This window comes from Aliidiomarina celeris, from assembly GCF_003316875.1.
Classification (GTDB): domain Bacteria; phylum Pseudomonadota; class Gammaproteobacteria; order Enterobacterales; family Alteromonadaceae; genus Aliidiomarina; species Aliidiomarina celeris.
The window spans coordinates 438893-452815 of the sequence record NZ_QMIL01000001.1; the positions used below are offsets into that span (position 1 = coordinate 438893).

The 13923-nt window shown below is 49.0% G+C and carries 10 protein-coding genes and 1 tRNA gene; 1 reads left to right on the forward strand and 10 read right to left on the reverse strand.

The window, feature by feature from the left end; genetic code table 11:
- Positions 1-73 precede the first annotated feature (73 nt).
- The 10 genes from DQW12_RS02030 to DQW12_RS02070 all read right to left on the reverse strand — a co-directional run bounded on the left by DQW12_RS02030 (position 74) and on the right by DQW12_RS02070 (position 12788).
- Positions 74-150: transfer RNA gene (locus DQW12_RS02030), tRNA-Val, on the reverse strand.
- Positions 151-313: 163 nt separating this feature from the next.
- Positions 314-856: a transporter substrate-binding domain-containing protein gene (locus DQW12_RS02035; protein WP_198683880.1), complete on the reverse strand. Its 543-nt coding sequence runs from the start codon at positions 854-856 to the stop codon at positions 314-316.
- Between the two features lie 86 nt (positions 857-942).
- The gene (locus tag DQW12_RS02040) at positions 943-2484 is read right to left on the reverse strand and encodes an AbgT family transporter (RefSeq protein ID WP_113906068.1); all 1542 of its coding nucleotides are present in this window, start codon (positions 2482-2484) and stop codon (positions 943-945) included.
- A 101-nt stretch (positions 2485-2585) separates the two neighbouring features.
- The gene (fghA, locus tag DQW12_RS02045) at positions 2586-3431 is read right to left on the reverse strand and encodes an S-formylglutathione hydrolase (RefSeq protein ID WP_113906070.1); all 846 of its coding nucleotides are present in this window, start codon (positions 3429-3431) and stop codon (positions 2586-2588) included.
- Positions 3432-3500: 69 nt separating this feature from the next.
- Positions 3501-4619, reverse strand: a complete 1119-nt coding sequence (locus DQW12_RS02050; protein WP_113906072.1) for an S-(hydroxymethyl)glutathione dehydrogenase/class III alcohol dehydrogenase — start codon at positions 4617-4619, stop codon at positions 3501-3503.
- 172 nt (positions 4620-4791) lie between these two features.
- The gene (locus DQW12_RS02055) at positions 4792-6147 is read right to left on the reverse strand and encodes an MBL fold metallo-hydrolase RNA specificity domain-containing protein (protein ID WP_113906074.1); all 1356 of its coding nucleotides are present in this window, start codon (positions 6145-6147) and stop codon (positions 4792-4794) included.
- A 43-nt stretch (positions 6148-6190) separates the two neighbouring features.
- Complete coding sequence (locus DQW12_RS13435) at positions 6191-6334, reverse strand: hypothetical protein (RefSeq protein ID WP_157957824.1); 144 nt, start codon at positions 6332-6334, stop codon at positions 6191-6193.
- On the reverse strand, positions 6331-8136 hold the full coding sequence (locus DQW12_RS02060; RefSeq protein WP_113906076.1) for a sensor domain-containing phosphodiesterase: 1806 nt from the start codon (positions 8134-8136) through the stop codon (positions 6331-6333). The genes DQW12_RS13435 and DQW12_RS02060 overlap by 4 nt, the downstream gene beginning before the upstream one ends.
- A 2-nt stretch (positions 8137-8138) precedes the next feature.
- Positions 8139-11102: a ligand-binding sensor domain-containing diguanylate cyclase gene (locus DQW12_RS02065; protein WP_113906078.1), complete on the reverse strand. Its 2964-nt coding sequence runs from the start codon at positions 11100-11102 to the stop codon at positions 8139-8141.
- A gap of 111 nt (positions 11103-11213) precedes the next feature.
- On the reverse strand, positions 11214-12788 hold the full coding sequence (locus DQW12_RS02070; protein WP_113906080.1) for a methyl-accepting chemotaxis protein: 1575 nt from the start codon (positions 12786-12788) through the stop codon (positions 11214-11216).
- Positions 12789-12958: 170 nt separating this feature from the next.
- Here DQW12_RS02070 and DQW12_RS02075 point away from each other — a divergent pair, with 170 nt between their 5' ends.
- Complete coding sequence (locus tag DQW12_RS02075) at positions 12959-13873, forward strand: sensor domain-containing diguanylate cyclase (protein ID WP_113906082.1); 915 nt, start codon at positions 12959-12961, stop codon at positions 13871-13873.
- The last annotated feature ends 50 nt before the right edge of the window (positions 13874-13923 follow it).

The window sequence follows — 13923 nt, forward strand, 5'->3', positions numbered from 1 at the left end:
CTATGCAGAGTGTTTGCAGAAGGCCAGTTAAGCTTTATTGTTCAGTCGTTACTGGGCTATAACCCTTTAGAATTGGTGCGTCCGAGTAGACTCGAACTACCGACCCCCACCATGTCAAGGTGGTGCTCTAACCAACTGAGCTACGGACGCACATTTTGCAGAAACTTGCTTGCACAAGCGGGCGCTATGTTAAAGCCACTGCCGCTCCGCTGCAAGTGTTTTTCATCATACTTGGAATAACAGTGAGGTAATTGATTGCTTTTTCGACAACCCTAGTCACAACGCGTCCGGGCCGGCTAAAGCTCGATATGTTTTAATGTAAAGCCACAATATCACTCGCTAATTCTCCCAAGTGTTGCTCAAGAATTATTTCCACTTCCTGTTTGGCTCTCAATATTCCTAAGCCTTTATCTAGGGCGTCTCGAAACTCCAGTGCTTGGGGATGCGCACGACTAAATACAACGTACAGCGGTCTTAACTCTGCGGGCGGCCGTAACCATTCAATTTCATCAGACTGTTGCGGAAAATACTCTGTCAACTGGTACAAACCATTCGCCACATCAGCAGCCACAATATCGGTACGGCCAGCAATTAACATTTCATTACGGTCTTCAACATACCAAACCCCCATAACCCCCGCATAACGCCCTCGTTCAGCTTCATGCAAGGCTCTGGCAAAGGGCATGTAATCAATTTTTAAGATGTACCCTGATTCGGCCAATGCACGACGAACTATTTCTACAGCCGGCCCTTCTTGTGGAAGGTCCGGTCCATAGTGCGGCGTATAACTGGTACTCACCAAATGCACAGTGCCGGCATAAACGGCAGGATTAGATAGTAGAAGTAGTGCAAACAAGCGGCCGTTTGTTTCTTGTAACAGTTTGTGTTTTCGTTGAACATTATTTTGGTGTTGCGCCCCTACGTCGGTGCGCAACGCTTTGCTTAAAAACCAAGCGGAATGCCAAGGCTAAAGAAGCCAACAAGCAACACTGTCCACACCAACATAAAGGCAATCGAGTATGGCAGCATCATGGCGATCATTTCGCCAAAACTTAGCTGCGGATTGTACTTACGCATAAAGGCCAAAATAATGCCCGCGTAGCTCATCATGGGGGTAATAATATTGGTCGCAGAGTCGGCTACCCGAAATGCTGCAGCTACCAGATCTGGAGTCATGGCAGGGTTCACCATGTAGAGCATAGGAATAAATATGGGCCCGAGTAACATCCATTTCGAGGTTAAACCACCCACAAACAAGTTAATTAACGCGGTTACCAACACAAAACCGATGAGCAACAAAACCGGAAAACTTTGCAAGCCCAGTGCTACCAAAAGGTTCGCACCCAAATAAGTAATATAAGCGCCTAAACCACTGTAACTGAGCACACCCAAAAAGTTATAGCAAAAGAAAGTCAGTACCAGAATGTAGCCCATGGTATCCATTTGCTTCACCATGGCTTTAACCACATCGAGCATGGAGCGAAACTTGCCACTCGCCACCCCAAATGCAATACCAATGGCTGCAAACACAAAAGTAATGAGCAAAATTACATTGTTCAGGTAGGGCGTTACCTGTTGCCCTGCTTCGTTGGTAAATGTGGCTAACGGCCCTACCGCTAATGCGAATACCGCAGCCAAGCTCAGCACCAAAGCAATACCGGCGGCACGCAACCCGCGCTGTTCTTGAGGGGTGACATCGAAGTCTGTTATTTTCAATTCAGCAGGAATTTGGTAAGGTTTTTGTTCAAGCCGCGGTCCAACAAATTTAAGCGTGACCCAGGCCCCAACTGTTGCCAGCACAAAGGTCGACACCAAGATAAAATAGTAATGCATGGTGGCGGGCGTAAGCGCTTCGCCACGCGCGTTTACAAAAGGTACGCCCTGCGCTTCAGCAAAAACCTGCGCATTTACGCCAATAATAACGTCGATTGGTGTTGCGGGAATTAAGTTGGCACTAAAGCCCGCGGAAACGCCAGCAAATGCGGCAGCCATACCTATCAGCGGGTTCTTTCCTAAACCGGCATAAAGCAGACCCGCCAACGGAATTAGAATGAGATAACCCGCATCGGTTGCAATAGACGACATGATGCCAATAAAGACGAGCAGTAAGGGCAGCCACTTTTCCGGTAAACCACGACTGACCTTTTTCAGTATGGCGCCGAATAAGCCTGAGTGCTCAGCAATACCCACGCCCAACATTACAATAAGAATAACGCCAAGCACGCCACCACCAAAGCCTAGCCAATTGGCGAGTAATGCATTGTCGAACAACCAAACCACCTGCTCACGAGCGAGCATGTTGCGAATTTCGTGTACTACCGGCTGCCCGCTCGCACCGAAGGTTTCAAAGGTTAATCCACCAATGAACGCCGTAAGAACAAGCGCACCTACAAGAAAATAGATAAAAATAATAACCGGGTCTGGAATACGCTTGCCAACGCGTTCAACAAAAGCAATAAAACCCTTGGAGGAGTCGTTTGTCACGGTCTGTCCTTCTTATTTTTTATATTATGGCTGCGCGGCAGTTTGAACCGTATGCACAGCACTGCCGCGCCATACTATCTTAGCGCGCGTACGCATCGAACCTACGCAAGATATTGAGCGTGAAACCGCAGGTGATCTTCGATAAAACTGGCAATAAAATAATAGCTGTGATCATAACCCGGTTGCATACGTACCAAAGCACCGCCGTCAACAGCCTCATTCACAGCAACAAAAGCTTCGGTTTTTAGTTGCTCGGCAAGAAAATTATCCGCTTCACCTTGGTCGATCATAATGGGCAAAGGCTTAAGCCCCTGCTCCGCTTGTGCCTTTAATATGCACACAGCGTCGTAAGCTTGCCATGCTTGCGTATTGTCACCTAAATATCCAGAAAAAGCTTTGTGCCCCCAAGGGCAGTTTGTTGGATTCACAATAGGCGAAAACGCAGAAATAGACCGGTAGCGTTCAGCATTACGCAAGCCAATTACGAGCGCCCCATGTCCCCCCATCGAGTGCCCGCTAATGGCTCGTTTACCATTAAGCGGCAACTGTGTTTCGACCAACTCTGGGAGTTCTTTCACGATATAGTCGTACATTTGGTAATGATGCTGCCAAGGTTGTTGCGTGGCGTTTACATAAAAGCCTGCACCTAAACCGAAGTCGTAAGCTCCTTCAGCGTCGTCTGGCACACCCTCTCCACGCGGGCTGGTGTCGGGAATAATCAATGCAATACCTAATTCAGCCGCCACACGTTGTGCACCTGCCTTACTGGAGAAGTTTTCATCGCTACAGGTTAAACCCGACAGCCAATACAACACCGGCACCGCTTCAGTTTCCGCTTGTGGCGGTAAAAACACCGAAAAAGTCATTTCACACTGCAGCACCACGGATTGGTGCGTATACCGTTGTTGGCGACCGCCAAATACTTTCTTCTCGTCTTGTAATTGCATTACATTATTCCCTTCACCTTTATTCGCTCAACGTCGTAATGGTTAATGGTTATTGGTTGTTGGTGATTGCTAAAAGTGAATCACGCTGCGAATCGACTTTCCTTCATGCATAAGGTCAAAGGCTTCATTAATTTGCTCAAGTTTCATGGTATGGGTAATGAAAGTGTCGAGTTCAAAATCACCATTTAAATAACGTTGTACGTAATCCGGCAACTGTGAACGGCCTTTTACCCCACCAAACGCGCTGCCGCGCCATACGCGCCCCGTTACCAACTGGAATGGGCGTGTGCTAATTTCTTCGCCCGCGCCAGCAACACCAATAATAACCGACTCACCCCAACCTTTGTGGCAGCACTCGAGCGCGGAGCGCATTACTTTCACGTTGCCGATACACTCAAAGGAATAGTCGACACCACCGTCGGTCATTTCAACGATCACTTCTTGAATGGGCTTGTCGTAGTCTTTTGGATTAATGCAATCCGTGGCACCTAAACGGCGCGCAATGTCAAACTTCGAGTCGTTAATGTCGATTGCAATAATTCGCGCTGCTTTGGCCATAACCGCGCCAATAATAACCGACAGACCAATACCGCCAAGCCCAAAAACGGCTACAGTGTCGCCTTCTTGCACCTTTGCCGTATTCTTTACGGCGCCCATTCCCGTGGTAACACCACAGCCCAGTAAACACACTTTTTCCAACGGGGCGTCTTTACTTATTTTCGCCAATGCAATTTCTGGCACCACGGTGTGTTCCGCAAAGGTTGAAGTGCCCATGTAATGGAAAATAGGTTGGCCGTCTTTCGAAAACCGCGACGTGCCGTCGGGCATTAACCCTTGGCCTTGGGTTCCTCGTATAGCTTGGCACAGATTCGTTTTGCCCGATGTGCAGAACTTGCAAGTCCCACATTCAGGGGTGTACAACGGAATAACATGATCACCAACCGCAACTGAAGTTACCCCTTCACCTACAGCTTCTACCACGCCAGCACCTTCGTGGCCTAATATGGCAGGAAAAATACCTTCAGGATCAGCGCCCGAAAGCGTGTAAGCGTCGGTATGACATACGCCGGTTGCAACGATTCGAACGAGAACCTCGCCTTTTTTCGGCAATTCCAAATCTACTTCTTCAATTTTAAGCGGTTCGCCTGCGGCCCAAGCCACCGCTGCACGTGTTTTCATTGTCGCCATTTGCTGCGTTCTCCATCTATGCATTTATGGGTTAATTCTAATTGATTTGCCGAACTACTACTAACGCGACAGTCGCTGTTCTTGATCACTTTGTCTCAAACAGAAAGGTGTCTGCACAAGCGGCAGCACTAGGTCTGTTGCGGCGAGTCACTGGAAATTCTAGCCGCCACGTCTAAACCTCTAAAATACTCATGTAGTCGGGCACATCAACGTTTAGTGAAGTGTGCTCGTTTAGCCTGTCGCGCAAGGTTTCAAGTGCTTCCGGTTCGCCGTGCACAAGCTGCACGCGCGTACTCGGTGCCAGTTTACAGAGTGCAAGCCAACGCTCGAGCTCTTGGTAGTCTGCATGGCCCGACAGCCCGTCGAGCGCACGAACTTCGGCTTTCACCGGTAACCAATCTCCATGCACTTTTATTGAGGGAACTCCTTGTAACATTTTTGCACCGCGCGTTCCGCCTGCTTGATGCCCCGAGAACAATACCGTTGTACGATGGTCTCCCAACCAGTGTTTAAAATGATGAAGAATACGCCCGCCAGTGGCCATGCCACTGCCGGCAATAATAATGTGGGGCCCCGTTTGGCTGCCTATGGCCTTGGAGTCGTCGACACTATGGGTGTACTGCACTAATTGCGCTGAACGCGAACATTGCTCGGCGTTGAGTTGATGAAGTGCATGATGCTCGCGATAAATGTCCGACACATTAATGGCCATAGGGCTGTCTAAAAATACCGGCATACGCGGAATGCGTTTTTGGTCCATTAACGTTACCAAAATATGCTGCAGTACTTGGGCGCGCCCTACTGCGAAACTCGGAATCAATAACACCCCGCCGCGAGACACCGTGGTGTTGACCACCTCGGCTAGCGCTTCGAAAGGATCCGTGTCGGCATGCAGTTTGTTGCCATAGGTTGATTCCATCAGCAGCACGTCGAGATCATGAATAGGTTCAGGTGGGTACATTAGAATATCGTTAAAGCGACCAATGTCACCAGAAAAACCAACGCGTTTGCCGTCTCCTTCAACCACAATGCTGGCTGCTCCCAAAATATGCCCAACTGGGTTAAAGGTCACCTGCAAATCGCCAACCCGAATAGCTTTTCCGAAGGTAACAGGCTTCAATAGTTTGAGCGCTTGTTCAGCCGTAGCTAAGTCGTATAGAGCTTCAGGATGTTCGTGACGACTCTTTTTATGCTTGGCTAAATACTTGGCGTCTTCCTCTTGGATTTTTCCAGAGTCTGGCCACAAGATTGAACACAGATCAACAGTGGCTTGGTGCGTGAATACTGGGCCGCGATAGCCGTGTTTGTAAAGCACCGGTACAAAGCCTGAGTGGTCGAGGTGAGCATGGGTTAGCACTACTGCATCTACGTTGTCGATACCAAGCGGCAGCGGTTGCCAGTTGCGCTTTCGCAACCATTTATAGCCTTGGAACAATCCACAGTCTACTAACAAGCGAGTTGATTTTGTTTCAACAAGATACTTAGATCCCGTTACCGTTTCCGTGCCGCCAAGAAAAATAATACGCATCTGCACTCCTCGCTTTAAGCGTTAACGTTCTTTACTTACTTTTTTACTCTCTCTTGTTCTTTTGCTCTGTATATTCACGCTGGCGCACAGTTTCTGCTTTCCGAATACCGTTAATTAACCAAAACGCAAGCAGCGCTACAACGGCAACAGGTAGAGCAACAAGCAATAACAAACCGACTAAATTCACAGCAATACCCCTTGCTCAGACACCTTTTCCGTTAACCATAAACGTTCGAATTCTGCTCCCGAAACCGGCTTACCAAAATAAAAACCTTGCACAAACTGGCAGCCCAGTGTTTGCAAAATCTCTGTTTGTTCTTGGGTTTCAACACCCTCTGCAACCACTGCCATACCCATACTTTTCGCCATCGCTATAATCGCCGATACAATGGACTGATTTTGTTCATTATCAACAATATCCGTAATAAACGACCGGTCAATCTTCAGTGTTTGTAAGTCCAGCCGCTGCAAATAAGCGAAGGACGAATAGCCCGTACCGAAGTCGTCAAGTGCAATATCAAACCCTTTTTCTCTAAGTCGATCTGTTAAATAAAGCGCTTGCTCTGGATTACGCATCATCGCACTCTCAGTGAGTTCTAAGGTAAACACGGCGGGCCCAACACTTTTTGTATAACGTTCGAGTTCGGCTACTAAATCGATACCCTCAAAATGGTGCGCAGAGAGATTCACAGATATTCGGCCGGGAAATGAAAGCCCACGTTGGTGCCAATCTTCAAGCTGCTGAACAGCTTTTTGCACCACCAAAGCGTCGAGTTCGCGAATAAGGCCACGTTCTTCTGCTATGGGAATAAATTCAGCAGGGCTAACGAAACCAAGCTCTTCGTCCTGCCAGCGGCACAATGCTTCGGCCCCATGCAGCCGCCCTGTGCGGGTGTCGAATTGAGGCTGAAAGGCTAAGCTTAAAGTTCCGCCACGAATTGCTTCTATTAAACGCGCGTGAATGGCATGCGCACGATTCAGCTTCTCCGCCATCGAGGCATTATAAATGCATTCTTTCAAGCCCGAGAGCTTCGCTTCGTCGAGAGCAATACTGGCATGTTGAAACAATTCCGAGGCAGTATCGCTGTCGTGAGGAAACAAGGCTGCGCCAATGTTTACCTCGACCTGGAAACGCCGCCGACCAATGCCAAAGGGGTCGACAAAACACTCATGAATACGGTGCACGAGTTGCGCCAAACCATTGGTGTCTGTATTCGTGCTAACCACAGTAAATTCGTCACTCGACTGACGTGCCAAAAATAATTGGTCGCCTAGCAAATTGGCCATCCGTGCCGACACCGCCTTCAAGAGCAAGTCGCCTGCTTCGTGACCGTGCATGTCGTTAATTTCTTTAAACCGACGCAAGTCAATTATACAAACCCCCACACCCGTTTGCGTGCGATAACTGGCACTCACCGCCTGGTTAATGCGCTCCTGCAATGCCGTTCGGTTTGGCAGTTGAGTAAGGGGGTCTTGATAGGCGAGCTGCTCAATGCGCTTCTCGTTATTCTTGCGCTCCATTTCAGCGCCAATTTGCGACACTGCAATGCGAATAACTTCGCGCCCAAGCTCCGGCCAAGTCATTTTTGAGTCTTGCAAAATAGACAAAATACCAATCGCCGTGCCGTCGCTCGTGAGAATAGGCATGCCTAAATAACTCTCAACCTTGAGCTCTTTGAGTAAATCGTCTTTAGGGAACTGTTCAACCACTCCGCCGTTAAATAAACAAAAACCTTCGCCTACTACATTCTCACAAGGGGTTCCGTGTAGCGGATAATTAAAGTTTGAAATGGTTTTACCATGCGAAGTGACAGCTAATGTTCGTGCTTCGTAGCCACCCGGCGAAATCTCCGCCAGCACCACATGATCCACCTGTAATAACCGCTCAAGGGCTTGAATAAGCGCAAGGTAAAAGTCATTGTTGCCACTGTAAACCAGCACGTCGGCAAGCTCTCTAAAAACCTGTTCTGCACTAATATTTGCATTCATGGTTAACTTTTCACCTGATTGCGCCCAGCTTCTTTGGCCCGATAAAGCGCCGCGTCGGCTTTGGACAATAATTTTTCGAAGTGGCTCAAGCCCTGACTACTCGCAACCCCAATACTTACGGTAAGCGAGAGTCCGGCCGCAATGTCAGAGCAGTCGGTTTGCGCTATGGCTTTACGCAACCGTTCACAAACCATAAGTGCATTTTCTAGTGAGGTTTCTGGCAGTAGCAGCACAAATTCCTCTCCACCCCAACGCGCTACTGAATCAATTTCTCGACCCGCGCTTTGCAAAATTTCACCAAGTCGAATCAACACTCTATCACCGGTTTCATGCGACCAGTGATCATTTATGCGTTTAAAATGATCAACATCAAGAATGGCTAAACAAAGCCCATGGCTATAGCGTTGTGAACGCTCAAATTCCAGCCGTAAACGCGCGTCGAATGCCCTGCGATTTGGTAAGCCAGTAAGCTGATCCTCCATAGCCAAGCGTTCGAGCTCTTGAGTTTTCTCCGCAACCTGCATGCGTAGTCGAGCTTCCGAGCGCTCGAGTGTGCCTAACCGCCAACGAAAAGCAAAAACGAGAATAAGGAGCAAACAAAAAACGATTACGAGCCAAAACAGCTTGGTTTGCCAAAAAAACGATTCAATAGTAAAAGCCACATGAGTAATACTGGCACGGTCGACCGCGTTCGGATAATAAGCTTCTACAGAAAAGCGATAATCGCCCGGCGCTAAGTTTGTATATTCCGCCGAAATCTGCGTACCGCGTTCTATCCAGTCTGAGTCGAAGCCTTGCAATTTTGTGCGGTATTGAATGCGCTGTGGCATTACATAACCGAGCCCTGCAAACTGAAACTCAACCCGTTGTGTACCCGCATTAAGTTGCAAATGAGGCTGCAAACTTACCCGTTCCCCATCCACCACAACATGTTCAATAACCACAGGTGGGCGAAACACGTCGAAGCGCTCAACTTCCGCGGAATTAATGACTGCAACACCGCGCGAGGTAGCGAACAAAACGTTGTCTTCATTGCCGAGTAAAGCCGCAGGCCCAGCGCCGCCATTCGCCTGCGCACTTGCCATTCCGTCACTTTCACCAAAACGTTCAATAACCAGTTGTAGCGCTTCGCCGTCGGCAGCACGCTGAGCTTCTTGTTTAACAATACGCATCACGCCGCGATTACTACTTAACCAAAAGTAACCGTAGGAGTCTTCTACAATTTCAAAAAACTTGTCTTGGTTTAAACCATGTGTGCGCCCCACACCGCTCCATAAACTGTCAGTTTGGCGGTAGCGAATGAGCCCTCTATCTGTCGCCATCCACATGTTGCCGGACTGCGGACACTCATGAAATCCAAATACATACTGGGCACCCGAAATGTGCTCTAAATTGGTCGATTTTAATTGGTAACTTCCGTCGCTGTTTTTCACTATTTGAGTCACACCGTCGCCGGTACCGACCCATATAACGCCATCAGTAGCTTCATGAATGACCATTACAAAGTCACTCGCTAAGCCGTCTTCTTTTGTGAACGTCTGCAGCTTGTCGCCGTTATACACCGCAATACCAAGCGCAGTAGCAAACCACACGTCGCCATTTTGGGTCGGTTCAATGCTACGTACACCGTTGTCGGGTAATCCTTCGCTGCGCCCCAAGCGCTGAACAATCCCGCTTCTATACGCATAAGCGCCGTCACTTATGGTACCGAACCACAAAGTACCGTCATTCGCTTCGGCAACGCTTAAAAACGACATCGACGCTAGCTCAGTTTCCTCCAGAAAAGGCAACACTCGCTCGTTTACCAGACGGTTTAACCCGCGGCTTGTAGCCACCAATGCGCCACCTTGCGAATACCGAGCGAGCCCGCGTACAAAGTTGTCGGAAAGCCCCTCTGCTTGTGTGTAACTTTTAAAGGGTGCACTGCGCAAGCGTACCAAGCCACTGTTGGTGCCCACCCACACGCTTAACTCGCGATCTTCGAACAGCGACACCACGCGGTTATTGGGTAGACCTTGAGCAACAGAGTAGTGCTCAAGCCCATTTCGACTCACTCTCAATAATCCACGGTCTTGGCTACCGAGCCACAATGCGCCGGCATGGTCCAGTAGTATTCGAGTTAAACGCATATTGTCTGTGCCATGCAGCGGGCCGCGTAAAACCCCTTGTTGCCACACAAATAGCCCATTTACGGTGGCTAGATATAGCTCATGCTCATGCGCCCAGAGTAAATCTTGAACTTCCACTCCCGCCAATGCTTCAGTTCCCGGCAGTCGCTGCCACGCACTGTTCTCGTTGGGCTGTTCCATATCCTCTGGCGCTAATGCAAATACCCCGTTGGCCGTGCCCGCTACCAAACCATATTCACCCGCTCTACGCACCCGAAATACACTATCGGCCTGCGCCTCTGTAAAAATAGAGAAACGAACACCTTGATGTTCACCGTTCGGTTGTGAGCGAATAAAATACACGCCCGCACCTTGTGTGCTGATCCAGTATTCGTTTTCTGTACTGCTCACCACCGAAGTGACCAGTGCCGGCAAAGACTCAAGAGCATACCAATGCTCACCTTCTTGGTACGAAACGCCGCCACGCGCGCCTGCTGCAATAAGCTGACCGCTGGTGGTCATTGACAAGGAATGAATGCCCGAGTCGGCAAATTGAGTATGCGTATCGCGCTCGAAAATACGGAAGTTTCTACCGTTATACCGCGCTACCCCTTCCCACGTTGCAAACCACAAGTAACCATCGGCAGTCTGGGCAATGTCGTTTACTGTGTTGTGCGGTAAGTCGTCGCGGGTGGTCCACACTTCTTTGAAATATTCACTTAAAGGCGGTACGTCGGCTTGGTAATGGTCTGCCTGCGCGGGCGACCACAGCGCAGAAGCAAAGGTTAACATGGCGAGCACAGCGGCAATTCCGCTGCTTCTCTGCAACGTTTGATAACTGTAAAGTCGACCTAACATTAGCCTTTGCACAACCCAGCACACCCTCTCGAACGAAAACAAATCAAACGAAAACAAACTGTAATTTTTCAATACCTACAGCTCTAGGTTAGCAGTGCTTTACCAAAAAAATCACGATTTATTTGCAGCAAATCGCTGAATCAAGGCATACAAATAATTCGTTGTTTCTTCTAGCTTAATGCTTGCTTCATAAGTATTGTTGGCATTTTGTTGCGCATGGCCAGCGCCGTCGGCAATGTCGGTAATTTGCTGATTAATATGTTCCGCAACGTTGCTTTGTTCTTCCACTGCCGAGGACATTTGAATGGTCGAGTCGCTAATAGAAGACACGGCATTTCTAATTTCTTGCAACGCTTCATCGGTAGCACGCACCATTTCTACGCCACGCTGAGCGGCTGCTTCACCTTCAGACGAAACACGAACTGCATTAGCCGCACGGTCGCGAAGTTGATCAATAATGCCATGTATCCGATCAGTAGACTGTTGTGTTTTCGAGGCGAGATTGCGCACTTCATCGGCCACCACGCTAAAACCGCGGCCATGCTCGCCCGCTCGAGCTGCCTCAATCGCGGCATTGAGCGCCAGTAGATTGGTTTGATCAGCGATAGTAGCAATAATATCCGCAGCTTCACCAATAGAATTTGTAGAATCGGCAAGCTCTTTAACCGTCGTCACAATAGATTGCACCGACTCACTTAATGCATTAATGGCCACCAAAGCCTGCGCCGCAAGTTTCGAACTTTCATCAACATTCTCAGCAGCATCTTCTGCACGTCGGGCGTTTGACTCGACGCTGTCAGAAACCTCCTGAATAGAAGCCGACATCTCATTAATTGCAGACGCCGTTTGCTGGGTCGCAGCGTTTTGCTGATCAACCACACTACTGCTTGACTCAGCTTGCTGTCTCGTTAGCGCTACCACGTCGTGCAAACCACTGGCGGCGTCTTCTATGCGGGTAAAACCGGTACGCGCGCGTGCTTCTTCACTTCGTAGCACCATTTCAAGTTGCGCTCGCGCACCGCGGTGAGGGCTGTAGGTTTCCGCAATAAGTGGGTTTGCGAACGCCTGCGGGCGCAGCGATTTAATGTCGTTATAGGCTTTCGTTTGAAGCTGTCGTTGCACCACCATACCCACAACCGCTGAGGCCATCACCAATGCACCCCATAACGGCTGTTGCAGTAACAGCATTAAAACCGCCACCAGCAAAGTCGTGCCCCACACTGGCAACAAATTCACCAACCAACGGCCAACCGATTCTAATTTCGATTGTGCGGATTTACCCTCGTTAATACGCGTGTACAAGTTCATTGCGCGCTCTTTTTGGTCAGCCTCTGGAGCAACCCGAACCGACTCGTAGCCACTGAGTTCGCCATTTTCATAAATAGGGGTTACATAAGCACTCACCCAATAATGGTCGCCATTTTTCCGCCGGTTTTTAACCAATCCCATCCACGGTTGACCGCTGCGTAAGGTGTCCCACATATCTTTAAACGCAGCGGCTGGCATATCTGGGTGTCGAATTAAGTTGTGCGGAGCACCCTGTAATTCTTCCGGTTCATACCCGCTGACTTCGCGAAAACGCTCATTAAAATAGGTAATCACACCACGTTTGTCGGTGGCGGAAATCAATCGATCTTGCGGTGAAAGCACATATTCTTTTTGAGTTACGGGCAAATTACGGCGCATAGCAAACACAATTCCTTAACAAAAATCAGTTCTAACGCGACTATAACACACGGCATACCCCTCTCTGTACTCCTTTTGGGTAGGCCTTGATCCATATCAATGGAGCGCACTAAATTTGATTCTTTGTATTCCTTTATAGGGTAAATTCATGCCCCACGAAGGAGACACCTGTGAACTTACATCGGCACTACGCTCAGTTTCTGAATACCATTCCCGATGGCGCAATGGTGGTCAGCGAAAAAGGCATTATTGAGTTGGCGAATAACTCGGCCACGCGCATGTTTGGTTATGCTGCTGATGGCCTCAACGGGCAGTCTCTTGATGTCATTATTCCCGAGTCGATGCGCATGAGCCATGTCCATCATGTCCGTCGTTTTTTCACCAACCCGTCTCCGCGCCCTATGGGGCAAGGGCTACGCTTTCTTGGTTTAAGAAAAGACCAAACGCACTTTCCGGTCGACATTACCATTAGCCCACTCGAACTCGACAACGAATGCCTTGCCGTTGCCATTGTTCGCGATAACAGTGAGCGCACTAAAACCGAGCAAAAAATTCGCATGCAACTTGAGCATGAACGCAGCCGTGCATTAACCGACGATTTAACCGGGCTTGCTAATCGGCGTGCGTTTATGAAAGCCGTAGAAGAAACGGTGGAAAAAATAGCGTATCGCGGTAAGCGCCGAAACAAGCCGTTTGCCCTTGCCTATATTGATCTCGACAATTTTAAACACGTCAATGACAGTGAAGGCCACGCGGCGGGCGACGCTCTCCTGCAACATATCGCGCAAGCCTTGCAGAGCGCCAGCCGTTCTTGCGATTTACTCGCTCGCATTGGTGGCGACGAGTTTGCACTTGTTCTTTATGACGTTGAAGAGGCAATGGCTTTATCCATTATTGACCGACTGTACCGCACGGTAAATAAGACCCTCGCTGCGCAGAAAGTGAATGTGTCGCTGTCGATCGGTTGGGCGCATTCACACCAATTTGAGCAACTTACCTACCGCGACATTATTCATGCCGCCGATGAAGCCATGTACCGGGCCAAACAAAGTGGCAAAAATGGCGTGGTTAAGTTTGAGAAATAGAGTGAAATGGTGGTAACGTTTCGCTTTCCTCTTGGTAACGAGTGCAGCGT